This is a genomic window from Labrys sp. (in: a-proteobacteria) (assembly GCF_047605565.1).
Classification (GTDB): Bacteria; Pseudomonadota; Alphaproteobacteria; order Rhizobiales; family Labraceae; genus Labrys; species Labrys neptuniae.
Genome location: NZ_JASGFM010000027.1, coordinates 22,940 through 47,170, shown reverse-complemented (window position 1 = coordinate 47,170; position 24,231 = coordinate 22,940). Strand labels below are relative to the sequence as shown.

The 24,231-nt window shown below is 64.2% G+C and carries 19 protein-coding genes; 11 read left to right on the top strand and 8 right to left on the bottom strand.

Annotation, left to right across the window (positions count from 1 at the left end; all coding sequences use genetic code 11):
* Positions 1-86 precede the first annotated feature (86 nt).
* Complete coding sequence (locus tag QM672_RS21755; protein ID WP_415085053.1) at positions 87-1,049, top strand: nucleoside hydrolase; 963 nt, start codon at positions 87-89, stop codon at positions 1,047-1,049.
* Between the two features lie 112 nt (positions 1,050-1,161).
* On the opposite strand, the gene QM672_RS21750 is transcribed toward QM672_RS21755, so the two are convergent.
* Complete coding sequence (locus QM672_RS21750; protein WP_415085051.1) at positions 1,162-2,382, bottom strand: NAD(P)/FAD-dependent oxidoreductase; 1,221 nt, start codon at positions 2,380-2,382, stop codon at positions 1,162-1,164.
* Between the two features lie 41 nt (positions 2,383-2,423).
* On the opposite strand from QM672_RS21750, the gene QM672_RS21745 reads away from it, so the two are divergent.
* The 8 genes from QM672_RS21745 to QM672_RS21710 all read left to right on the top strand — a co-directional run bounded on the left by QM672_RS21745 (position 2,424) and on the right by QM672_RS21710 (position 13,610).
* On the top strand, positions 2,424-3,335 hold the full coding sequence (locus QM672_RS21745; RefSeq protein WP_415085049.1) for a LysR family transcriptional regulator: 912 nt from the start codon (positions 2,424-2,426) through the stop codon (positions 3,333-3,335).
* Positions 3,336-3,595: 260 nt separating this feature from the next.
* Positions 3,596-4,738 carry an ABC transporter substrate-binding protein gene (locus QM672_RS21740; RefSeq protein WP_311932834.1) on the top strand — a complete coding sequence of 381 codons (1,143 nt, stop codon included), beginning with the start codon at positions 3,596-3,598 and terminating at the stop codon, positions 4,736-4,738.
* Between the two features lie 355 nt (positions 4,739-5,093).
* Complete coding sequence (locus tag QM672_RS21735; protein ID WP_415085047.1) at positions 5,094-6,125, top strand: ABC transporter ATP-binding protein; 1,032 nt, start codon at positions 5,094-5,096, stop codon at positions 6,123-6,125.
* Positions 6,125-7,066, top strand: coding sequence for an ABC transporter permease (locus tag QM672_RS21730; RefSeq protein WP_068297923.1), 942 nt, complete (start codon positions 6,125-6,127; stop codon positions 7,064-7,066). Before QM672_RS21735 ends, QM672_RS21730 begins: the two co-directional genes overlap by 1 nt.
* Before the next feature lie 306 nt (positions 7,067-7,372).
* Positions 7,373-8,179, top strand: coding sequence for an ABC transporter permease (locus tag QM672_RS21725; protein WP_322434324.1), 807 nt, complete (start codon positions 7,373-7,375; stop codon positions 8,177-8,179).
* 131 nt (positions 8,180-8,310) lie between these two features.
* On the top strand, positions 8,311-9,741 hold the full coding sequence (locus QM672_RS21720) for a gamma-aminobutyraldehyde dehydrogenase (protein ID WP_415085045.1): 1,431 nt from the start codon (positions 8,311-8,313) through the stop codon (positions 9,739-9,741).
* A gap of 344 nt (positions 9,742-10,085) precedes the next feature.
* Positions 10,086-11,828: a tetratricopeptide repeat protein gene (locus QM672_RS21715; protein WP_415085044.1), complete on the top strand. Its 1,743-nt coding sequence runs from the start codon at positions 10,086-10,088 to the stop codon at positions 11,826-11,828.
* A 135-nt stretch (positions 11,829-11,963) separates the two neighbouring features.
* A complete protein-coding gene (locus QM672_RS21710; RefSeq protein ID WP_367625087.1) occupies positions 11,964-13,610 on the top strand; it encodes an AMP-binding protein in 1,647 nt (548 codons plus the stop codon).
* A gap of 77 nt (positions 13,611-13,687) precedes the next feature.
* Here the strand turns inward: QM672_RS21710 and QM672_RS21705 are convergent, their stop codons facing one another.
* From QM672_RS21705 to QM672_RS21685, 5 genes are all read right to left on the bottom strand, one after another.
* On the bottom strand, positions 13,688-14,929 hold the full coding sequence (locus tag QM672_RS21705) for an amidohydrolase family protein (RefSeq protein ID WP_415085042.1): 1,242 nt from the start codon (positions 14,927-14,929) through the stop codon (positions 13,688-13,690).
* A gap of 2 nt (positions 14,930-14,931) precedes the next feature.
* Positions 14,932-16,455: a gamma-glutamyltransferase family protein gene (locus QM672_RS21700; protein ID WP_415085040.1), complete on the bottom strand. Its 1,524-nt coding sequence runs from the start codon at positions 16,453-16,455 to the stop codon at positions 14,932-14,934.
* Between the two features lie 577 nt (positions 16,456-17,032).
* On the bottom strand, positions 17,033-17,308 hold the full coding sequence (locus QM672_RS21695; protein WP_068297942.1) for a DUF1153 domain-containing protein: 276 nt from the start codon (positions 17,306-17,308) through the stop codon (positions 17,033-17,035).
* Between the two features lie 129 nt (positions 17,309-17,437).
* Positions 17,438-18,724 carry a chloride channel protein gene (locus QM672_RS21690; RefSeq protein ID WP_415085038.1) on the bottom strand — a complete coding sequence of 429 codons (1,287 nt, stop codon included), beginning with the start codon at positions 18,722-18,724 and terminating at the stop codon, positions 17,438-17,440.
* Between the two features lie 136 nt (positions 18,725-18,860).
* On the bottom strand, positions 18,861-19,640 hold the full coding sequence (locus tag QM672_RS21685) for a class I SAM-dependent methyltransferase (protein ID WP_367625091.1): 780 nt from the start codon (positions 19,638-19,640) through the stop codon (positions 18,861-18,863).
* A 169-nt stretch (positions 19,641-19,809) separates the two neighbouring features.
* Between QM672_RS21685 and QM672_RS21680 the strand changes: the two genes are divergently transcribed.
* Both QM672_RS21680 and QM672_RS21675 read left to right on the top strand, forming a co-directional pair.
* Entirely contained in the window at positions 19,810-20,673 is an 864-nt protein-coding gene (locus tag QM672_RS21680; RefSeq protein WP_415085035.1) for an alpha/beta fold hydrolase, read from the top strand.
* A gap of 229 nt (positions 20,674-20,902) precedes the next feature.
* Entirely contained in the window at positions 20,903-22,474 is a 1,572-nt protein-coding gene (locus QM672_RS21675) for a serine hydrolase (protein ID WP_415085033.1), read from the top strand.
* A 306-nt stretch (positions 22,475-22,780) separates the two neighbouring features.
* Here QM672_RS21675 and QM672_RS21670 read toward each other — a convergent pair whose 3' ends face one another.
* Complete coding sequence (locus QM672_RS21670) at positions 22,781-23,641, bottom strand: DMT family transporter (protein ID WP_415085031.1); 861 nt, start codon at positions 23,639-23,641, stop codon at positions 22,781-22,783.
* Positions 23,642-23,667: 26 nt separating this feature from the next.
* Complete coding sequence (locus tag QM672_RS21665; RefSeq protein WP_415085029.1) at positions 23,668-24,180, bottom strand: GNAT family N-acetyltransferase; 513 nt, start codon at positions 24,178-24,180, stop codon at positions 23,668-23,670.
* Positions 24,181-24,231 lie beyond the last annotated feature (51 nt).

The following is a 24,231-nucleotide window of genomic DNA, read 5'->3' as shown; positions in this document are numbered from 1 at the left end:
TGTCGCAAGGGGCTTCGCGGCGTTGACTTTCCCCATGGCCGGGCGCAGAGGCAAAGGTTCCCGCCTTTTTTCCCGGTTTGCCTGCGATGCCCAGCCATAAAGTCATCTATGATACCGATCCCGGCGTCGACGACGCCATGGCCCTGTTCTTCCTGCACTACCATCCGGACATCGAACTGATCGGCATCACCACCTGCCATGGCAATGCGCCGGTCGAGATCACCACGCGCAACGCCCTCTATCTCAAGGAACGCTTCGGCATCGATGCGCCGGTGGCGCGCGGCGCGGCGGGCCCGGTGACGGGAGATGACGCCCATCATGCCGCCGTTGTCCATGGTGACAATGGCCTCGGCGAGATCGAGATCCCTGCCGAGATCAAGACAAAGGCGATCGACACGCCCGCCCACCGCTTCATCATCGAGACTGTGCGCAAGCATCCCGGCGAGGTCACGCTGCTGGCGGTGGGGCGCATGACCAACCTCGCCCTGGCCCTGCGCGAGGATCCCGAGATCGCCGGCCTGGTCCGCCGGGTGGTGGTGATGGGCGGCGCCTTCGGCTATCGCGGCCATCTGGGCAACGTCACCCCAGCCGCGGAAGCCAACATCCATGGCGATCCGCATGCCGCCGACGAGATGTTCGCCGCAGCCTGGCCCGTTACCGTCATCGGCCTCGACGTTACCCACGAAGTGCTGATGCCGCAGGATTATCTGCGCCGGCTGGGCGAGGAGGCCGGCGAGGTCGGCCGCTTCATCTGGGACATCACCCGCTTCTACGAGAATTTCTATCTCGACAAGGGGCTGGCCGGCATTTCCGTGCATGATGCCTCGGCGGCGATCTATCTGGTGGCGCCGGACTTGTTCGAGACCCGCTCCGGCCCGGTCCGGGTGGTGTGCGAGGGGCTTGCCTTCGGGCAGACCATCCAGCGGCCCGCCGGGATCGGCTTCCCGCCCAATGACTGGGATGGCCGTCCCAGCCATGCCGTCTGCATCGAGGTCAAGGACCAGCCTCTGCTCGATCTCTACCGGCAGACCCTGTTGCGGGCGGTATAACGAAATTGCGGACGAGACGTCCGCGGTCCCAGCCGCCGTACTGCCCTTGCGAACCTTACCAGGTTTGCGCTGGAAACGCTGCGGCTGGGACCGCGGACATCTTGTCCGCCTCTTAGTTTGTCGCCAACCACGCCTCGATGCCCCTCGCCGCCACCACCCCGGTGGCGAAGCAGGCCTGCAGCAGGTAGCCCCCGGTCGGCGCCTCCCAGTCCAGCATCTCGCCGGCGACGAAGACACCGGGAAGCTTTCGCAGCATGAAATGGCCGTCGACCTCGTCGAGCACGATACCGCCGGCGCTGGAGATCGCGCGTTCGAGGCCGCGCTGCGCCGTCACCTTCAAGCGAACATGCTTGATCAGACGGGCCAAGGGGACGGGATCGCGCGGCAGCATGTTGCCGGTGGCCTCGCGCAGCAGGCCGATGGCCGCCGGCGCCAGCTTGGCGGCCTTGCGCAGATAGGTCGAAAGGGATTGGCTGCCCTGCGGCCGTTCGAGCAGGCGGGCCAGTGCCGCTTCGTCGAGATCGGGGCGCAGGTCGATGCCGATCTCGGCATGGCCGTGTGTGGCGATCGCGCTGCGGATGACAGGGGAGAGCGCATAGATCACGCCGCCCTCCAACCCCTGCTCGGTAACGACGGCCTCGCCGCGGTGCGTGGTGCCGGCGATGGAAATGGCAATGCGCTTCAGCGGTTCGCCAGCCGATTTCTCCGCATAGGCCCGGCTCCAGGTGATTTCGGCACCGCTGTTCGACGGCGCGAACTCGGTGACGGTGACGCCGCGGCCGCGCAGTAGCGGGACCCAACCGCCATCCGAACCCAGGCGCGGCCAGGAGGCACCGCCGAGGGCCAGCAGAGTCGCGCGGGGCTTGCGGCTGACGGCGTCGCCGTCCGGCCCGCGAAAAATGAGCGTTCCTTCGTCATCCCACCCCGTCCAGCAATGGCGGCTGTGCAAGGTCACGCCCAAGCGTGCCAGCCGGGCCAGCCAGGCCCGCAGCAGCGGCGAGGCCTTGAAGCTTTCGGGAAAGATCCGCCCGCTCGAACCGACGAAAGTCTTTTCGCCCAATCCCTCGGCCCAGGCGACCAGATCGCCGGGTGCAAAGGCACGCAGGGCGGGTTCTAGGACGCCGCGGGCCGGGCCATATCGGGTCAGGAAGCGATCGAGATCCTCGCCATGGCTGAGGTTCAGCCCGCCGCGCCCGGCCATCAGGAACTTGCGGGCCGGCGAGGGCATGCGCTCATAAATAGCCACGCCATGCCCGGCCTCGGCCAGCTTTTCGGCGGCGATCAGGCCCGCCGGCCCGGCGCCGATGATGACGATGTCGCTGCTATCGGCCACGTCCGTCTTTATTTCCCATTCGCGTTGTGCTCACTGCCCTCATGGCATTCTCCTTCCGGCAAATCCAATATTTCGTGGCGGTGGCCGAGAATGGCGCGGTATCGCGTGCCTCGCACGAGCTTTCGATTTCGCAATCGACGGTGACGGAAGCCATCCGAGAATTGGAGGGTGATCTCGGCTTTCCCCTGTTCGATCGGCGCTCCCATGGCGTCGAGCTCACGCTGAAGGGGCACCAGTTCCTGCGCCATGCCCGCAAGATCCTCTCCGAGATCGCCGATGCCCGCCGTGCCTTGCGCTCGGAAACGGCGCCGATCGAGGGGCGCCTTGCCGTCGGAGTGACGCCTTTGGTGGCCGCCTATGTGCTGCCCGATCTGCTGGCCCGCTTCCGCCGCGCCTTCCCGCATGTCGCTGTTGATATCATCGAGGACAGCCGCGACTATCTCGACCATCTGCTGGTGGGCGGCGAGCTCGACGTTGCCGTGATGGTGGCGGGCACCGAGCGCAGCTCCGCCGCCCTGCATGTGGAGACGATGGAAGCCTCGCCCTATCGTCTCTGGCTGCCGATCGGCCATCGCCTGGCGGAGGCCGAGAGCATCGGCATCGTGGATCTCGCCGAGGAACCCTTCGTGCTCCTGATGCTCGACGAGATCGCCGAGGCTGCCGAATATGCCTGGCGGCGGGCCGGTGTGCGGCCGCCGGTCGCCATCCGCACCCGCTCGGTCGAGGCCGCCCGCAGCCTGGTGGCGACGGGGGCCGGCGTCGCCATCCTGCCCGACCTCACCTATCGGCCCTGGTCGCTGGAAGGCGACAAGATCGAGGCCCGCGACCTTGCCGAGGCCCTGTCACCGGTGGAAGTGGTGATCGGCTGGCGGCGCGGCTCGCCGCTCGATGCCATCGCCACGCAGTTCGTCGCCGTGGCGCGCACCTATCGGGCGGGGAGAGGGCGCAGCTAGAGCGTTGTGCAGCTCGACGGAACGTCGAGAAGCGCCAGGATGCGTCAGGCCCAAGAGCTTAGGAGATAGGCATTTCGGTCGAAGCGACTTTGCTCAAGGCAGCCGAAATGCAGCGAAACGATCACTCGGCGATGATATCGGAAAAACCGATATCATCGATCTCCCGAATGGTGTGGCGCCTGTGGCTTTTCCAAGGCATGCTCGCCGCAATCAAGAATTCGCCCTGTATTCGAACGGACGGCAACCAGAGGAAAAGCATCATGTCCAGGCTTAGATGGGTTGTGGCGTTGGCGGGTATTACGGCAGTAGCCGTACCGGCGCTCGCCAAGGAGATCGGCAAGGGGGAGGGCCAGCTCAACATCGTGGCCTGGCCCGGCTATATCGAGCGCGGCGACACCGACAAGAGCTATGACTGGGTCACCGATTTCGAGAAGAAGACCAGCTGCAAGGTCAATGTGAAGACCGCCAGCACCTCCGACGAGATGGTCGCCCTGATGAATGAGGGGGGCTACGACCTCGTCACCGCTTCGGGTGACTCCTCCCTGCGCCTGGTCGCCGGCAAGCGCGTGCAGGAGATCGATACCTCGCTGATCCCGAGCTGGAAGACCGTCGACGAGCGCCTGCAAAACGCGCCCTGGCACACGGTCGACGGCAAGCATTACGGCGTGCCCTATCAGTGGGGCCCCAATGTGCTGATGTACAACAGCGACGTGTTCAAGGAAGCGCCCAAGAGCTGGAGCGTGGTGTTCGAGCCGCAGAACCTGCCGGACGGCAAGCCCAACAAGGGGCGCATCCAGGCCTATGACGGTGCCATCTACCTCGCCGACGCCGCCCTCTATTTGATGAGCAAGAAGCCCGAGCTCGGCATCAAGGATCCCTATGAGCTCAACGAGGACCAGTACAAGGCGGTGCTCGAACTGGTGCGCCAGCAGCATGCCTTGATCCAGCGCTATTGGCACGACGCCAACATCCAGGTCGACGACTTCAAGAACGAAGGCGTGGTCGCTTCCGGTTCCTGGCCCTTCCAGGTCAATCTGATGCGGGCCGACAAGAAGCCGATCGCCTCCACCGTGCCGGAGGAAGGGGCGACGGGCTGGGCCGATACCACCATGATGGCCGCCGATGCCGCCAATCCCAATTGCGCCTATATGTGGCTCGAACATTCGATCCAGCCCAAGGTTCAGGGCGATGTCGCCGCCTGGTTCGGCTCGCTTCCCTCCGTTCCGGCGGCCTGCAAAGGCAATGCGCTGCTGACCGATACGGGCTGCGCCACCAACGGTTTCGACAATTTCCCCAAGATCAAGTTCTGGCGCACCCCGGTGGCCAAATGCACCACGCAGAGCGCCTGCGTGCCCTATTACCGCTGGGTCACGGATTATATCGCCGTGATCGGCGGGCGTTGAGGCAGGCGCGCGCGACGAAGGCGCTTATTCGGAAATACTCGAAGTGCTATCTTTGTCATGCCCGGACTTGATCCGGGCATCCAGCGGCCCCGCCCACAGCGCTCGTGGGGGCTGGATTGCCGGGTCGAGCCCGGCAATGACAAAGGTCGAGCCAATTCGATTAAGAAAGCGCGTCAAGACAAAGAGTTAGAGAGAAAGTGCGATCCACGGAAATCGCACTTTCTCCAGGGCATGCCGATCTGAAGATCGGCGTACCAGCGCCTTGCCTTTGTGCCCGTGCGGGTCATGAAATTTTCGTCCAGACAGAGGCGGCTGAACCAGCCCAGGTTGTGTCCCCCGTCCTTGAGGTATCCTCATGGCTGTAACCAGCACCACTCCGGCCGTCTCGTTCCGCGGCGTCCAGCGCCATTTCGGCAGCGTCAAGGCGGTCGACGGCGTCGATCTCGACATCGCGCCCGGCGAATTCTTCGCCATGCTGGGGCCGTCCGGCTCGGGCAAGACCACCTGCCTGCGCCTGATCGCGGGCTTCGAGCAGCCGACCGGGGGCCATATCGAGATCTTCGGTGAGGCGGTGGAGGGCATGCCGGCGTATCGGCGCCCGGTCAACACCGTCTTCCAGGACTATGCCCTCTTTCCGCATTTCAACATTCTCGACAATGTCTGCTACGGCCTGATGATCCGCGGCGTCGCCAGGCAGGAGCGCTACCGCCAGGGACGCGAGGCCCTTGCCATGGTCAAGCTCGCGGGCAAGGAAGACCGCCGGCCCGGACAGCTCTCGGGCGGCCAGCGCCAGCGCGTGGCGCTCGCCCGCGCCCTGGTGGTCAGGCCCAAGGTACTCCTGCTCGACGAGCCGCTCGGTGCCCTCGACCTCAAGCTGCGCGAGGAGATGCAAGGCGAGCTCAAATCGCTGCAGCGTTCCCTCGGCCTCAGCTTCGTGTTCGTCACGCATGACCAGGGCGAAGCCCTGTCCATGGCCGATCGCGTCGCCGTGTTCAACGAGGGGCGCATCGCCCAGGTCGGCAGCCCGCAGGACATCTATGAGCGGCCACGCACCCGCTTCGTCGCCGATTTCGTCGGGTCGTCCAATGTGATCGAGCCGGACCGGACACAGAGCTGGATCGGCATGAGCAGCGCGGCCAGCCTGCGGCCGGAAAAGATCACCCTGCTACCGCAGGGGGTCGGCGCCGCCGGCGATGCCGTGGTGGTGCCGGGCACCGTGACCCAGGTGCTCTACCATGGCGCCGTCAATCGCCTGGAATTGCGCACCGATGACGGCGCCCGCCTCAGCGCCGCCATTCCCGCCGCCATCGGCACGCCGCCCGAACAGGGCGCGGCCGTGCGCGTCAGCTTTCCCCGCCAGGCCCTGCACCTGATGGAGGACGCGTGATGAGCCTCGCTATCCTCCCAGCCCCGCGGGACGGTCTTCTGCGGCGCATCTCGGATGTGCTGGTCGCCCGGCGCGGGCTCTATCTCCTGCTCCTGTTGGTGCCGCCGCTGCTCTGGCTCGGCATCGTCTATCTCGGCTCGCTCTTTGCCCTGCTGGCGCAGAGCTTCTTTTCGATCGACGAGTTCTCCGGCACCATCGTGCGCGAGCCCTCGCTGAAGACCTATGGCGAATTGCTGTCGCCCTCCAATCTCGACATCATCGTGCGCACGGTGAGCCTTTCGGCCGTGGTGACGCTGCTCTCCGCCGTGATCGCCTTCCCGATCGCCTACTATGCCGCCCGCTATGCCCGCGGTCGTATCAAGGCGCTGTTCTATATCGCGGTGATGATGCCGCTGTGGTCGAGCTATCTGGTCAAGGTATATGCCTGGAAGCTGCTGCTGGCCAAGGAAGGCGTGATCGGCTGGATCATGGCCAAGCTTGGTTTGGCCTGGTTGCTGGAGGCCTGGCTGTCGCTGCCTATCCTGGGGGGACCCTCCCTCTCGGTGAGCTATACCGGCATGGTGCTGGTGTTCCTCTATCTGTGGACACCCTTCATGATCCTGCCGGTACAGGCGGCGCTGGAGCGTGTGCCCGGCTCCCTGATCGAGGCCTCCGGCGATCTCGGCGCCAGCCCGGGCCAGACCTTTCGCAAGGTCATTCTACCCCTGGCCTTTCCCGGCCTGGTGGCCGGGGCGATCTTCACCTTCTCGCTCACCCTCGGCGACTACATCGTGCCGCAGATCGTCGGACCGTCCTCGCTGATCCTCGGCCAGGTCGTCTACACCCAGCAGGGCACCGCAGGGAACATCCCGCTGGCCGCAGCCTTTTCGGTGGTGCCGGTGCTGATCATGGGCATCTTCCTCACCGTCGCCAAACGATTGGGGGCCTTCGATGCGCTGTGATCGCAAAGAGAGCGCGGGTATCGTGCCCATGAATGCTAGCTCAAGGCGCAAAGACGCAACGTCAGCCACCCCTTCGCCCCGTACTTACGGGGAGAAGGTAAGGATGAGGGGCGGCGCGACCGCACAAAATGACGCGCTCCGTAGCCCCTCACCTCTATCCTCTCCCCGTAAGTACGGGGCGAGGGGACTCCTATGTCGCGCTCTTTTGTCAGGCCCATCATCTCGTACGACCGGCGTATCGGTGCCCGCCGGCATTCGGCCTGCGGCAACCCTGTCGCCAGCTATCGGCGTTCCGGCGAGGGCACCATGACCGAGAACCGCTCACCGCTGGGCCTGCGCCTTGCCGCTGCCGCCGGCCTGCTCTTCCTGCACCTGCCGCTTCTCTTCATCATCCTCTATGCCTTCACCACCGAGGAGCGCAGCTTCGAGTTCCCGCCGCCGGGTTACACGCTGAAATGGTTCGGCGTGGCCTGGAACAGGCCCGATGTCTGGGCTGCGCTGGGGCTTTCAGTGAAGGTCGCGCTGGTCTCGACCTTCCTCGCCATCATTCTCGGCACGCTGGCGGCGGCAGCCTTGTCGCGCACCCGCTTCTTCGGCCGGGAAGCCATCTCGCTGTTGCTGATCCTGCCGATCGCCCTGCCGGGCATCATCACCGGCATTGCGCTGCGGGCCGCGTTCAACCTGGCCGATATCCCGTTCTCCTATTGGACGATCGTGCTCGGCCACGCCACCTTCTGCATCGTGGTCGTCTATAATAATGCCGTGGCGCGTTTCCGCCGCCTGTCGCCTTCGCTGATGGAGGCCTCGATGGATCTTGGAGCCGACGGCTTCCAGACCTTCCGCCATGTCGTGCTGCCTTCGATCGGCACGGCCCTGCTGGCAGGCGGCATGCTGGCCTTCGCCCTGTCCTTCGACGAGGTGATCGTTACCACCTTCACCGCCGGCCAGCAGCAGACCCTGCCGATCTGGATGCTGTCGGAACTGATCCGGCCGCGTCAGCGCCCGGTCACCAATGTGGTGGCGGTGATCGTCATCCTCGTCACCGCTCTGCCGATCCTGGCCGCCTATTACCTCACCCGTGAAGGCGAAAACGTCGCCGGCTCCGGCAAATGACCAGGCCTCTTGAGCAAGGTGCGATCTCTCAATCGCACCTTGCTCAAACTCTTTGTTTTGACACGTTTTCTTAAGCGAAAAGTCCGTCGACTTTTCTGGAAAACGCTTCTGGAATGCCCAAGGAGATCGCCATGCTCGATACCAAAATGCTGATCGGTTCGAAATTCGTGCCCGGCACCGAGGCGCCGGAAAAGGTGCTCAATCCCAAGACCGAGGAGACGCTGGTCGACCTTCCCGAAGCTTCCGTCGAACAGGTCGACGAGGCCGTGGAGGCGGCAGCTGCGGCTTTCGCCGGCTGGTCGCGCACCACCCCGGCCGAGCGCTCGGCCCTGCTGCTCAAGCTGGCCGATGCGATCGAGAAGGATGCCGAGGCCTATGCCACGCTGGAGGCGCTCAATTGCGGCAAGCCGCGCATCCGCGTGCTGCAGGACGAGATCCCCGGCGTCGTCGATTGCTTCCGCTTCTTCGCTGGCGCCGTGCGCAACATGCACGGGCTGGTCGCCGGGGAATATCTGGCCGGGCACACCTCGATGATCCGGCGCGATGCCGTCGGCGTGGTCGGCTCGATCGCACCCTGGAACTATCCCCTGATGATGGCGGCCTGGAAACTGGCGCCGGCCCTGGCGGGCGGCAATACCATCGTGATCAAGCCGTCCGAGCAGACGCCGCTGACCCTGCTCAAGCTCGCCACCAGCATTGCGGAGATCTTTCCGGAGGGCGTGGTCAATGTCGTGGTCGGGCGCGGCGAGAGCGTCGGCAATGCCCTGATCCATCATCCCAAGGTCGCGATGGTGTCGCTGACGGGTGATATCGCCACCGGCAAGAAGGTGCTGCAGGCCGCCGCCAAGACGGTCAAGCGCACCCATCTCGAACTCGGCGGCAAGGCGCCGGTGATCGTGTTCGACGATGCCGATCTCGAGGCCGTGGTGGAGGGCGTCAAGCTGTTCGGCTATTACAATGCCGGCCAGGACTGTACCGCCGCCTGCCGCATCTATGCCGGCAGCAAGATCTACGACAATCTGGTGTCCGAGCTCGCCGGTGCGGTGAAAGGGCTGAAATACAACCAGCCCAACGATGACGAGAACGATATCGGCCCGCTGATCTCGGCGCGACAGCGCTCGCGCGTCGCCTCCTTCGTCGAGCGGGCCACCGAGCACAAGCATATCGAGATCGCCACGGGCGGCCACCAGGCGGCGGGCAAGGGCTTCTTCTATGAACCCACCGTGGTCGCAGGGGCCCTGCAGAGCGACGAGATCGTGCGGCGCGAGGTGTTCGGGCCGGTGGTCTCGGTGACGCGCTTCGGCGATGTCGAGGAAGCTCTCGGCTGGGCCAATGATTCCGACTACGGCCTGGCCTCCTCGGTGTGGACCCGCGACATTTCCAGGGGCATGCAGATGGCCTCGCGCCTGCAATATGGCTGCACCTGGGTGAACTGCCACTTCATGCTGGTGAGCGAGATGCCGCATGGCGGCGTCAAGTCCTCCGGCTATGGCAAGGACCTGTCGATGTATGCCCTGGAAGATTACACCGTGGCGCGCCACGTCATGGTGAAGATGGGCTGACGCTCGCTTTCGCAAACCGAGCGGGGATGTAATGCGGTCCACTTAGGCAGGAGCCACTGCGAGTTTGTCATAGCCGGGCTTGACCCGGCTACCCAGAAAGCCGCACGCACAAATCGTCGGGGAGTTGGATTGCCGGGTCAGGCCCGGCAATGACAAGGGGCGAGCAGATTCGAAAATGCTTAAGTGAACCGCATTAGGGCAGGGATGGGCCCTGTCCCAGGCAAGGTCCGCCCCTTCCTTTTGGACAGCGATGCCAAGTTCGGGCATGGTCTGGTGTTGTGCATGGAACAGCCTGCGCAAGCCATTGATTTCATCATGCCTTTTTCATGAACGAGGTGATTGCCATGGAGCTCGGGAAACGGCTGATCCCGGTAGCGATACTGGTCGGTGCCTTGTGGGCAATGCCGACGATCGCGCCAGCCAGGACGGCGCCGGCCGCCGTCGAGGCGCTCTGGCAGAGTTGCCGGGCCATCGCAAAGGACCCGGCAGCCAGCGTCAAAGCCTGCACGCAGTTTCTCGATCTGCCCGAGGGACGGCGAGAGCAGTTTCGCACCTATGCCTTTTCCAACCGTGGCAACGCCTATGTCAGCCTGCAGCGCTATGACGAGGCGCTGGCCGATTTCGTCGAGGCGCTGCGCCTCGATGCGAGGAACGAGACGGCCTATGTCGGCCGTGGCAACGTGCATTTCTGGCGCGGCGAAAACGATCTGGCCCTCCAGGATTTCGGACAGGCCATCAAGCTCGATCCGCGCGATGCCAATCCCCATCACGGCCGCGGCAACGTCTATTTCAACCAGGGCCGCTACGAGGAGGCGATCAAGAGCTATAGCGAGGCGATCCGCATCAACCCGAAGTTCTTCAACGCCTATAGCGGCCGCTCCAATGTCTACGCCGAACTCAAGCAGACCGACCGGGCGATTTCGGATCTCTCCCAGGCGCTCAAGCTCAATCCGACCTATGTCAATGCCCTCGTCAATCGCGGCAACAACTACGTACTCGCCAAGCGCTTCGACGAGGCGATCGCCGACTACGACCGTGCTCTGGCCCTCCAGCCGGATACCGTCCTCGCCTGGAGCGGGCGGGCCGGCGCCTATGGCCTGAAAAAGGACTATGAGCACGCAATCGCCGATTTCACCAAGGCGCTGGACCTCGATCCCTCCTATCTCAACGCGCGTTACGGCAGGGGCCAGGCCTACAAGGAACTCGGCAAGCTCGACCTGGCCGCGGCGGATTTCCGCAACATCCTCGCCCAGAAGTCCGACTTCCTGAACACGCGCGACCTGCTGGCCGCCGTCGAGAAGTCCGGCGCGGCAGCATCCGTTCCGCCGTCCGGCGCCAATGTGGCGCCCATGGCCGGCGCGCTCGCGGCCATCAAGGCGCAGCGCCGCGTTGCCCTGGTGATCGGCAACGCCGCCTATCCGCAGGCTCCCCTTGCCAATCCCCACAACGATGCCGCCGATGTCAGCGCTCGCCTGAGCCAGCTCGGCTTCGAGGTGGTGACCGGCTACGACCTCACTCTCGCGGGCTTTTCCGACACGGTGGAGCGCTTCGTCGCCAAGGCGCAGGGCGCCGATGTCGCCGTCTTCTACTATTCCGGCCACGCCATGCAGGTGGATGGCGAGAACTGGCTGCTGCCTGTCGATACCAGGGTGCGCAGCCTGTTCGATGTCCAGCAGTTCAACGTGTCGCTGCAGCGTCTGCTGCAGACCGTGGATACGCAGGCCAAGACCACGCTGGTCTTTCTGGACGGCTGCCGCAACAATCCGTTTGCCGATGCCCTCAAGGCTCAGCTGAAGGCGCGGAATCGGGCCTATGCGGAGACGCGCGGGCTTGCCCGCATCACGGTCGATTCGCCCGATACGCTGGTGGTGTTCGCCACCCAGCCCAATGACGTGGCGGCGGACGGCACCGGGCGCAACTCTCCCTTCACCCGCGCCTTTCTCGACAATGTCGGCGCGCCGGGTGTGGAGGTCGAAACCCTGATGAAGAGGGTGACGGCCGAGGTGAAGGAGGCGACGGGGGACAAGCAGCGTCCGGAGCGCCTGTCGGGCTTGACCACGGAATTCTACTTCGTTCCCCCGAATTAATGTGCGTCCGTTTCGAGCCAGCTTGCCCGACGCGACAATTCCGTCATGATATCGTCAACCATAAACGGATTGGGAGGAATCATGACGGCGGTTTCGTCTGAGCAAAGGCCATGGTTGGCGGCCTATGACGGAGACATGAAACCGCATGTCGGGGAGGTGCCCTACAGATTGCTGGGCGACATGATCGTCCAGAGTGCGCGCGAGACCCCGCGCAAGACCGCCTACACCTGCGTCATGCCCAACGGAATGCATGGCTCGCTGAGCTTTGCCGAGGCCGATCGACTGTCGGATCAGTTCGCCGCCTATCTGCACGCCGAGCTGAAACTGCCGCCGGGCTCGCGCGTGGCCATCCAGGCGCCCAATGGGCTTGCCTATCCGGTGGTCGCTTTCGGCGTGTTCAAGGCAGGCTGCGTACTGGTCAACGTGAACCCGCTCTACCTGGCCGAGGAGGCGGGCGCTGTCTTCGCCGATGGCGGCATTTCGGTGCTGGTGGTGATCGACATGTTCGCCGACCGCACCGCCAAGACCCTCGCAACGGTGAAGGTGCCGCATGTGGTCCTGATCGGCGCGGCCGAATTCTTCCCGGGCTGGCCGCGTACCGTGATCGGCCTGGTGCAGAAACATGTACGCAAGGAGATTCCCGCCGCGACTTTCCCGCATATCCGCCTCAGGCAGGCCCTGGCACTCGGCCAGGCCAAGCTCGCGCGTGGCTTGAAGGTCGCGGACATCACCGCCGGCATGGACGCCTCGGCCACGGCCTGCCTGCAATATACCGGCGGCACCACCGGGGTGAGCAAGGGTGCCATGCTTACCCACCGCAACCTGGTCATGAATGTCCTGCAGGTGCTGGCCTTCGGGGGCGGCGCCTTCACGCGGGACGATGTGATCATGACGGCGCTGCCGCTCTATCACATCTTCGCCTTCACCGTGAATTTCCTCACCTTCACGGCGCGCGGCGCCCATGTGCTGATGGTGCCCAATCCGCGTCCCCTGAGCAATCTGCGCAAGGCTTTCGAGAAATATCCGGTCAGCTACATCACCGGCGTCAACACGCTCTATAACGGCCTGCTGAACGAGGCCTGGTTCACCGCCATGCCCAAGCCCCATCTCAGGGTCTGCATCGCCGGCGGCACGGCCCTGCAGGCTGCGGTCGCCGAGCGCTGGCACAAGGCCGTCGGCGTGCCGGTGGGGGAGGGCTACGGCCTGACCGAAACGTCGCCCGTCGTCTGCTTCAACCCGTTCGGGTCGGGGCATAATGGGGCTGTCGGCGTTCCCTTGCCGGATACCGATGTCAAATGTGTCGATGACGATTTCAACGAGGTGGCGCTCGGAATGCCCGGCGAACTCGCCGTGCGCGGGCCGCAGGTGATGGCCGGCTATTGGCGCCGCCCGGACGAGACGGCCAAGGTGATGCGCGGCGATTGGATCCTCACCGGCGACATCGCCGTGATGGATCAAGCCGGCTATTTCCGCATCGTCGACCGGCGCAAGGACATGATCCTGGTTTCGGGCTTCAACGTCTTCCCCAACGAGGTGGAGGACGTGCTGGCCAAGATGCCGGGGATCAAGGAAGCAGCGGTGATCGGCGTGCCAGACGGCGCGGCCGGCGAAGCACCCAAGGCCTTCGTGGTCAGGAGCGATCCCGCTTTGACGGTCGAGGCGGTGCGCGCCTATGCCAAGCAGCATCTCACCGGCTACAAGGTACCGAAATTCGTGGAATTCAGGGACGACCTGCCGAAATCCAATGTCGGCAAGATCCTGCGCAAGGACTTGCGGGGCTAGCAACAAGCGTTTCGGTCCAAATGCGGTTTGCTCCAACTGGGGAATTCGACTGCCTCTGGCGTTGCAGCCCGGCGACATCAGTAATCTCGACGAATGATCTCCGGCCTCGTCGTACGGAATGTCGGGCGACCGCGCTTCCAGCCTCGTATCACGCGGCTGTTCTCGCGTATCGCCTGTTCAGGCGTCTCGCAGTCGATCAATACGATGTCGGCTGCCGCTCCAACCGATAGGCCGGATGCGCGCCGCATTCCGCGCGCTGCAAGGGGACCGATCATGTCGAATACGAGCCGCAGATGCTCGGTGCGCGAAAGTTGAACGACATTGGCATAGAGGTTCGCCATGCGGAGGAGTGAGGCATCGCCAAATGGCGTGAAGGGGTTGAGAATATTGTTGGTGGCGATCGAGGCATTCACGCCCCTCAAGGCCAGAATATGAGTCGGAGCGACCCCACGCGGCACCAGTCGCTCATACTCGCGGCCATTTAGGAACAGGTCGGTGGCTGGTAGGGCCACCACTGCAATACCGGCCTCCCGGAGCCCTGTCGCGATCGCTTCAACCTCATGCAACGGCCGCGCCGAAAGGCTCGTCATGTGTCCGAGCGAAACGCGTCCCTGCCAACCGCGTCGTATCGTTTCCTTCAGGACGACGGGCAGATTGCTCTTTTCGGGTGCGAGATCGAAATCGAGATGGAAGTCGGCAGCGACGCCGTGCGCTTGCGCGAGGTCGAAGATCAGGCTGATTTGTCCAGCCGGATCGGGATCGGTGTAGGGAGCGCCACCCACCAGATCCGCTCCGCCCGCCAGGGCCTCGTTCAACAAACCTAGCGTTTCCGGCTCGTTGGTGAGCCCTTCCTGCGCGAAGGCGCAGATCTCGATATCGATGGCGAACGCGTAATCCCGGCGAACGCGTTTGACGGCTTCGAAGGAGCGCAAGCCGGCGCGCGGATCGACCTCGACGAAGCTGCGCATCGCCATGGTGCCTTGTATGATGGCCTGCTCGACGACGCCAGCGGCCCGTGCATAGACATCCGCCTCGGTGAAGGACGCCTTGGCTCTTGCCGTCTCGCGCACCGCCTCCGCCAAGGTACCCTCGCAGATGCGGCAGCGATCGAGGATACAGGCCTTGTCCAGATGGATGTGGCTGTCGACGAAGCCGCCGCAAGCCAGCGCACCGTCGGCGTCGACGATTTCAACCGCTTCACAGCGAAGTTCTCGCCCGATCGCGACGATCGCCTCATCCCGTATCGCCAAGTGGACCGGTTCCTCACTGGTCGGCAGGCGGGCATTGCGGATAAGCAGGTCGGCTGGGGGAATGTTCATCGTCAAAGACCGATCGCCCCGCCATCGCTGCGCGGATCATGTGCAGCGATGATCGTCCCGTCGGGTCGGAGGCGAATGATGCCGGCATGTCCGCCGAGTTGGCTGAAGGGTTCGATCCGGCCCACCTGATGTCCCCTGTCCGCAAGCTCGGCAAGGAGTAAATCTCCGGCATGGGCCTCTATCTTCAGGCTGTCGCGACTGTCCGAGAAGGTGCGTCCCAGAAGGAAACGCGGCCGGGATAGCGCCGCAAGCGGATCGAGCCCGTGGTCGATCAGCAGCGAAAGCAGCAGAGCGAGGGTCTGCGGCTGTCCGTCGGCGCCTTGAGTGCCGTAGAGCAGGCAAGGACGCCCGTCCTTCAAGGCGATACCGGGGTTCAATGTGTAGAAGGGACGCTTGCCGGCCCTGATGCAGTTCGGGCTCGCCGGATCGAGGCTGAAGGCCGCGCCGCGGTTCTGCCACAGGATGCCGGTGTCACCGGCGACGACGCCGCTGCCCCAGTCGAAATAAAGGCTCTGCAGCATGGCGACGCTCCTGCCCGCGCTGTCCGTCGCCGCCAGGAAGGCCGTGTCGGCGGTCTGGAAGGGGGGCGGCCAAGGCAACGCCCTGTCGAGATCGATCGAGCGTGCCTTCGCAGCCAACCGGCGCCCATCGAGCAACCGCACGATATTCACATCCGTGAAGGTGGGATCGGCGATCGATGGGCGATCGAGGAAAGCCCGTTTCACGGCTTCCACGAGGAGGTGATAGAATTCGGCCGAGGCAGGGTCGAGCCGGCCCAGATCGAAGGAAGACAAGACGCCCATGATGGCAAGCGTCGTCGCGCCTTGCGTCGGCGGCGGCGGCGCAAGAAGGGTCACGTCGCGATAGCGTTGCATAAGCGGCTGCTCACGGAGTGTGCGGGTGCTGGCGAGATCCGCGGCAGTCAGGGGTGAACCGGCGGCCCGGAGGCCCGACGCGATGCGCGCGCCCAGCTCGCCTTCGTAAAACTCGCGCACGCCGCGATCGGCTATGGCGCGCAGCGAACTCGCCAAAGCCGGCTGGCGCTGTATGCCGTCCCGGGAGAAGATCTCTTGGAAGCCAGGCCATTGCGTGACCTCGCTTGCGCGGAAACGATGCCAGAATTCTTGAGAAGGACCGACGTCGAAGCCGTCCTGTGCCAGCGCGACGGCGTCGTCGAGCAGGCCGGTGATGGACAATCGGCCCTGCCAGTGGCTGTGGGAGTGGTCGAGGACTTGTCCCCAACTGTCGACGAGGCACGCCGTCGTCATGGCCGAAAGCGGCCCGCGGAGCGGGATGGCAGGCAGATCGGGGATGAACCTCGCCGCCTGGCCGATACCCAGGAAGACGGTGGCAGAGCCCGCGCGATCGGCAACAAGCCAAACCGCGTCTCCGCCGAGACCACAAAAATGTGGATAGAGGACCGAGAGTGCCGCACTCGCGGCAACCAGCGCCTCGATGGCATTGCCCCCCTGTTCGAGGACCTTTGCCCCGGCCTCTGTGGCGAGCCAGTGCGGCGCGACGACCATGCCCCCGCTCGACGTCGCGTTGTCGCTGGGCCTTTGCCGTGGGACGGTCTTCATGCAATCGCCGCGATTGTGTGAATAGACCTCCAGTCAAGCAAGTTCCGGGCCATCTCTGGCGTAGGCGCGTCCGAACTCTTCCAGGCCCCGACGTCGGTGCACCCGGCGGAAATCCCGGCGATGGGCAGACGACAGCGAAGCGTTCGCAGCGCTGGACAGGCCAACCCAAGGCGTCCGGACGTTGTCTATTCGTGGCGTCGCTGGCGTCCGTCCTCCCTTCCGATCGGCCGGCCTGAGCGCTTTAAAGAGCGGGCGAGGACGCCAGCGTTTCCAGGAAGGTCATGTCCAGGAAGGTCATGCTTCGCCCGGTCGGCATCGTCGAGCCTTGGTATGACGCCAAGACCCTTTGTGCGGGGGGCATGAACCCGATCTCGCAGATCGACAGGCTATTATAGGCCGTGGAGATGTGGCGCGCCGCGCGACAAAAAAGAGCAGATTGCGGCTTTTGATCATCGCAACCTGCTCTTGGACCGTCGTATCCGCAGCAAGTGGAAAGAGCAGGCCGGAAGGCCTGATCCCGAGTCTACTGACGATAATGCTGGATGCGCGTGGTACGCAAACCCGCCAGGCCGTGGCGGTCGATCGAGGCCTGCCAGGACAGGAATTCCTCGGTGGTCAGCACATAGCGGTTGCAGGCCTCCTCGAGGCTCAGAAGTCCGCCGCGCACGGCGGCCACCACTTCTGCCTTGCGCCGGATCACCCAGCGCTGGGTACCGGGAGGTGGCAGGTCCGCAACGGTCAGGGGGCTGCCGTCGGGGCCAATGACATATTTCACCCGAGGGCGAAGAGTTTCGGTCATGGGTACGCTCACACAATTCGAATGACCATGTGAGCTGCAGGCTAGGAGGGCTCGCTTAAAAATTGTTGAAGGAAATTCAGAAAAGTCATTGATCTCGCTTCGATCATTACAATTCGGCAACAAGCTGAATCAGGCCTTAACTTCATTGTCGTCTGTCCGGTTGCCAGGCGCCAGGAAGGGCTTGGCCAGGGCGTGGTAGAGCTTTTCCCGGCAGATGAGGGCCGAGACCCCGTCGGCAATGATGGCGGCCGCGAGCAGGGGCAGCACCATGGCGCGGCTGTCCGACATTTCCGAAATAATGATGACGGCGGTGAGCGGAGCCCTGACCACACCGACGAAATAGCCGATCATGCCGAGAAGCACGATGGCGCCGAGCGGCTGATCGGGAAAGGCGAGGGCGATCAGATTGCCGACTCCCGCACCCGTGGCGAGCGAGGGTGCGAAAATCCCGCCCGGCACGCCGGACAGCACGGTGATCAGGCTCGAGAGGAACTTGGCCGGCCCGAACCAGAGGGGCTCGGCGTGGGATTCCACCAGCCGGCGGGCGACCTCATAGCCCGTGCCCCAGGTGGCGCCCTGGCTGAGTACGCCGAGGATTGCAACCAGGAGGCCGCAGACCAGGGCAAGGCGGATAGGGCGACGACGTAGCGCCGCAATCGGGGCGAGCGCCGTGGCGCCGAAGGCCAGGATCGCCCGCGAGAACAGGCCGCCGGTGATGCCGCCGATCACGCCGGCCAGCGGCGCGATGAGCAGGGCGGCGCCGAGCGGCAGCGCTTCGTGCACGGACCCGAAATAGATGTAGTCGCCGGCAATGCCCAGGCTGACCAGGCCCGAGATCATCACGGCCGCCATGGCCAGCAGAGCGAGGCGCTGGTGGTAGGAGGCCGCGAGTTCCTCGATGGCGAAGGCGATGCCGGCGAGCGGTGTGTTGAAGGCAGCGGAAACCCCTGCCGCCCCACCGGCAATGATCACCGCGGGCGACAGGTCGATCTTCAGCAGGCGATGCATGAAGGCCATGATTGCGGCGCTGATCTGCACCGTTGGTCCCTCGCGACCGACCGAAGCGCCGACCAGGATGGCGCCGACCGTCGCCGCGAATTTGAAGACGGCGACCTTCATGGAGATCAGGCCGGTTGCAACGGCATGACGGGGATCGCGGGCGCCGGCACTTATCTGGGGAATGCCGGAGCCCCGCGCTGCGGGCGCGAAACGACGCGTGAGCCAGGCCAGGAGAGCGAGCCCGAGGGGCGTCACCACCAGTGGCGCATAGGGAGCTTTGGCTACCATCAGCTCGAACAGCTTCGCGGCCTGGTCGGCTGTCCAGGTGAAGGCAAGGGCGACGAGGCCGAGAACGACGGCGCCGATGGTCGTGGCGGTGCGGCGACGCAGCAATATTGGAAGATCGTCAGGAATCATCGGGCAAGCAAAGTCCTTTGCGTCCCTTCTACACCGCCGGGGCCTTGCGACGGCAAGCAAGAATGGCGGATCGTTCTGCAAGGCGCCCTGGCTGGCGCGGGCTGGGGGCAAATTGCCCCTCACCCTGTCATTTCCACTAATCCCTCGCCCGTTCGGCGCTGATGATCCAGGCGCGCGAGTCGAAAAGCACGCCCTCGGCCGTCATATGGGCGTCCAGCAGATCTCGAAGCCGCTGCAGGGGCCGATCCGGTGGTTCGTCCGTGCGCGCGAGCGCGTCCTTCACCAGATAGAGGCCGGCGATGGCATCGAAGGCGGCATCGACATTCGGCCCGTAGAAGACCGGCTCGTTCACTTCAGCGAAGTCGATCGAGGTGAAGCCGGCGGTGCGGAGAAGCGCCGTGGCCACTGCAGGATCCCCGAGTGAAAACGGCTTGCCGGCATCGACGGAAATCACCCCTCCCGGAGCCAGTGCCTGCCTGATGGCGCCCGACCACCTGTTGCGCTCCTGGCTTTGCCACACCATCCATGCCAGGCGCGCACCGGGGCGCAGGGCCCGCGCGATATTGGCGAAGGCGGCGGCCGGATCGGCAAAGAACATCACGCCGAACCGGCTGATGCACAAATCGAAGACGGCAGCCGGAAAGGCATGGTGTTGTGCGTCGCCCTGTTCGAAGGCGACGTTCCTCAAGCCCGCCTCCAGGCTGCGTTGTCGCGCAATCGCGAGCATCTCGGCGGACGTATCGACGCCGACGACACCCGCTTCCACCGCGATGCTGGCGGCTTCGCGCGTGGTCTGGCCGGCACCGCAACCAATATCGAGCACCCGGTCGCCTGGGCCGACACTGGCGGCGGCCCGTAAATGGCGATTATGCCGGGACAATTCCGCGTCGTAGAAATCGGCACAGTCCAACGCCATGAGGTCCATCCGGTTCTGTCGTGGCTATGAGAAGCGCATCCCGCTGCCGAATACTGGACGGCCCGAAGGCCGGAGCATACCAGGTCCTTCGCCACAAACTGATTGCATAATAGGACCAGATATGCAATGTCGAATCCAGTTGCGATATGCAAGCAGAAGGATGGTGTATATGGAATGGGCCGGATCATCCCGCGTCACCGAGAAATCGGTCGCAGTCAAAGGCGCGAAACTTCAGACGCAGGCTTTCGGCGCGCCATCCAGCCCGCCCATCGTGCTGATCATGGGGATGATGTCCTCGATGCTGTGGTGGCCGGAGAGGTTCTGCCGGGACCTGGCCGCTCAGGGACATTATGTGATCCGATACGACCAGCGCGACACCGGCCTCGCCACCCACTATCCGCAAGGCGAACCCGGCTACTCTTTCAGCGATCTGGCCGACGACGTCATGGCGGTTCTCGACGGCTATGGCCTGGAAGCGGCGCATCTGGTCGGCATGTCGATGGGTGGTTTCGTCGCGCAGGAGACCGCATTGCGCCATTCCCGCCGCGTGCTTACGCTCACGCTGATCAGCACCTCGCCGCTCGCGGTCGAGGGACTGCCGCCTTCGACCAAAGCCTATCGGGAGCATTCCGCGGCGGGCGAGGCAGTCGACTGGTCCGATCTCGGGGCCATCGCCGATTTCCTGCGCCGCGATGCTGCCATGCTCGCCGGCACCAGGCATCCGCATGATGCCGAAGCCGTCAGTGCGCTGATTGCGCGCGACATGGCTCGGGCGCCGTCATTTGCCAGCGCCACCAACCATTTCGCGCTGGTGGGCGGGGAGGAACCCGCAAGGCTGAAAGCCTCCGATCTCACGATAGCGGTTCTTGCGATCCACGGTACGTCCGATCCCTTGTTTCCCATTGCCCATGGAGAGGCCTTCACCAAGGCCGTGCCGAATGCGCGGTTGCACCGGATCGAAGGCGGCGGGCACGAAATCCACGACCGGGACATCGACGAGATGGTGCAAGCTATCGCCCATCATGCGACATAACGCATGTCCGGGAGGGCAGTCGCGCCCATCTTTCACGCGTTGAATTCGTAGTAAATTTCGTACAGCGAACCGTGCTGATCGAATACAGCTTGGCGGGCTATTTCACGCTGGCAAAAATAAACTGAAAAGGGCAGGGTGGTCGGAGTCTTTCTCATGTCATCGGAAGAATTCGGCGATGCCTATATGTCACCAGGGTAGTAAAGTTCGCTCTCGGTTGCGGCATTCGCTGATGACAGCCGTCGTCGCCGGTTCGACGATGCTGTCGGCTATGGCGGTCGCTCAGTCGCTCAAGCCGGAGATCGGGCCGTCGCCGCCCGAGGATGCCATGCCGCTCTACAAGGGCGGCGTCGAGAAGGCGATCGCCGGCTTGCCTGAGATCGTTCGTGACGTCAGGGCTCAGTCACATGTCCCCGGTATCGCCGTGGCGGTCGTGCACGGCGGCAAGACCGTGTTCGCAAAGGGATACGGCGAACGCGTCAAGGACGACAAAACCCAGCCGGTCGATGAATTCACGGTGTTCCAGGTCGCGTCGGTCTCCAAGTCCATTTCCGCCACGATCGCCGCGATCGCGATGACCAAGGGCACCATGGCCGGCAAGGCCATCAGTTGGGACGATCGCGTCCGCACCTATCTGCCCGGCTTCCTGCTTGGCAACGACTATGTCTCGAATCAGGCCACCATCGGGGATTTCTTTGCCCATCGTTCGGGCCTGCCGGAAGCGGCCGGGGACGATCTGGAGGATCTCGGCTTTGAGCGGAGGGACATCATCCCGCGACTCCGGCTGATGCCGCTCGACCCCTTCCGGACCTCCTATCATTACGCCAATTACGGCACGACGATCGGGGCCGAGGCAGTCGCCGCCGCCATGGGCGAGCGCTGGGAGGTCCTGGCCGATCGGCTGCTCTTCCAGCCTCTGGGCATGCGGTCGACCAGCTATCTTCACAAGGATTTCCTGGCACAACGGAACCGTGCCGTTCTGCATGCCTTCGAGGGTGGTGAGTTCAAGGCCCGCTATGATCGCGATCCCGACCAGCAGGCGCCGGCGGGCGGGGTTTCCTCCAATGTCACGGAACTGGCGAAGTGGCTGCAATTGCTGCTCGCGGGCGGCAAATATGGCGGCGAAACGCTGATGGCGCCCAAGGCCATCCTGCCGGCGCTGACGCCCCAGGCAGTGGGCGGGCGCGGCGAGACGCTCGATGCGCGCACCAGCTTCTACGGCTATGGCTTCAATGTGAACGTCAATGCCAATGGTCGGACCTCCATGGGCCATTCGGGCGCGTTCCTGCTGGGGGCGGGCACCACCTTCCAGATCCTGCCTTCGGCCGATGTCGGCATCGTGGTCCTGACCAATGGCGCGCCGATCGGCGCCGCCGAGGCCATCGCAGCCCGCTTCATGGACATCGTGCAATATGGCGAGGAAACGCGGGACTGGTATACCCTAATGCATCAGCACATGATGGGCTTTTTCAAGCCGATCGGCGACCTCGTGGGCGAGGCTCCGCCAGCCCATCCCAAACCAGCCAGGCCGCTTGCCAGTTACGCCGGCGCCTATGCGAGCCCTTATTTCGAGGTCGGTACGGTGCAGGTCGAGGGTGACCATCTGGTCCTGCTGCTCGGCCCGCGCCCGATGAAATTCCCTCTCCGCCACTGGGATGGCGATGTCTTTGCCTTGAAGCCCGACGGCGAGAATGCGCCGGAGGGTTCCTTGTCTTCAGTCAAGTTCCAGGGCGAGGGAAGTGGCCCGAGGACGATGGTAGTCAACTACCTGAATGCCGAGGGCCAGGGCAGTTTCAGCCGATGATCGGCTCTCCGTTCCCGCTCTGACCGCCCCAAAAAAGCCCGCTGGACAGCGGGCCTATAGCGTTTTGCGATTTGACGGAGTCACCAAGAATCGCAAAGACGCGTTCACATTTGAACGCGTTTTGCTCCGGAGCATCGTCCCGAAAAGTGGAGGCCGGTGTTCGGCAGGACCGATGCGACAACAAGAAACGACAGCATCAGACTCGATTCCGAAATCGAGCCTGATGCTGTCGGTACGAAAATCACGCTTTCCGGGGCATACCGCCGCGGGGGAAGCGGCGGGATCGTGTCGGCCATGGCGCGCGCATCAGGCATAGCGCTTGGCGCCGGCGACGCAGATCACCACACCGGCGGCCACGGCCCACACCGCCAGGCCGACCTGTTCGTGCAGCAGCAAGGCCGCGAGAGCCAGCGACATGAAGGGCTGCAGCAATTGCAACTGGCCAACAGCGGCGATGCCACCCTGGGCAAGGCCGCGATACCAGAACACGAAGCCGATCAGCATGGAGAACAGCGAGACATAGACGAGGGCCGAAAGGGCCGGCCAGCCGATGGCGCCGAGATCGGCAGGCAGCCACCAGATCGCCAGCGGCAGCATCACCGGCAGCGACAGGATGAGAGCATAGGAGATCACCTGCCAGCCGCCGAGATCGCGCGACAGCCGGGCGCCTTCGGCATAGCCGAGGCCGCACACCAGGATGGAGGCCACCATCAGCCCATCGCCCCAGGCATTGCCGGCGGCACCCTGGCTCAACGCATAGGCGGCCACCATGGCGGCCCCGGCGATCGAGAACACCCAGAAGCCCAGGCGAGGACGCTCGCCACCCCGCAGCACCCCGAAAATGGCGGTGGCGAGCGGCAGGAGCCCGATGAAGACGGTGGCGCGCGAGGAGGTGATGCTCTGCAGAGCAAGCGCCGTCAGCAGCGGGAAGCCGACCACGCAACCGATGGCGACCAGGCCCAGGGAACCCAACTGCGAAGCGCGCGGCCATCTCTGCCTGAGGATGACCAGGAGGGCGATGCCGAGCAGGCCGGCGATGGCGGCGCGTGCCGTGGTCAGGAAAAGCGGCGTCAGGTCATGCACCGCAACGCGGGTGGCCGGCAGCGATCCGGAGAAGATCGCCACGCCCAGGAAACCGTTGAGCCAGCCTGCCGACTTGTCGTCCATTTTTGTATCTTTCGTATTTCGTTTCGTCAGCCGGCAATGCCGCGGACATAGAATTTCGTGTCGACCGCCATGATCGGGAAGCTGGCGGGCAGATCGTGCCGGGCGATCTCGGCAAAGCCGTTCCTCTCGTAGAATCGGTGGGCGGCCAGGAATTTGGCCGTGGTTCCCAAGAAGATTTCCTCGATGCCGCATTCGCGGGCTTCGTCCAGGAGATGGCCGAGCAGGCGCGAAGCCACGCCGTAAGGCCGGCCGCGATAGGGGGCGGCCACGAACATCTTGCGCAAAGCGGCCTGCGCTTTCGCGGTGCGGCCGGGAGCAATATCCTTCAGTCCGATCGTACCGACGATGGCGCCGTCATGTTCCGCCACCCAGAATCCACCCCGGCCGCTCTGATAGAAATCACCGATCGCGTTCAGGTCCGGCTGGTCGCCTGCCGTGATCTCGATGCCGAATTCCTCGCGCTGAATGGGGAGGATGACGTCGAGCACGCCATCCCGGTCGGCCGGTACGAATTGTCTGATCCTGATGGCAGTCGTCATGGGGAAACCTTCGAATAATCGAGTTTGTTGTCCCAGAATTGCGCTGGCATC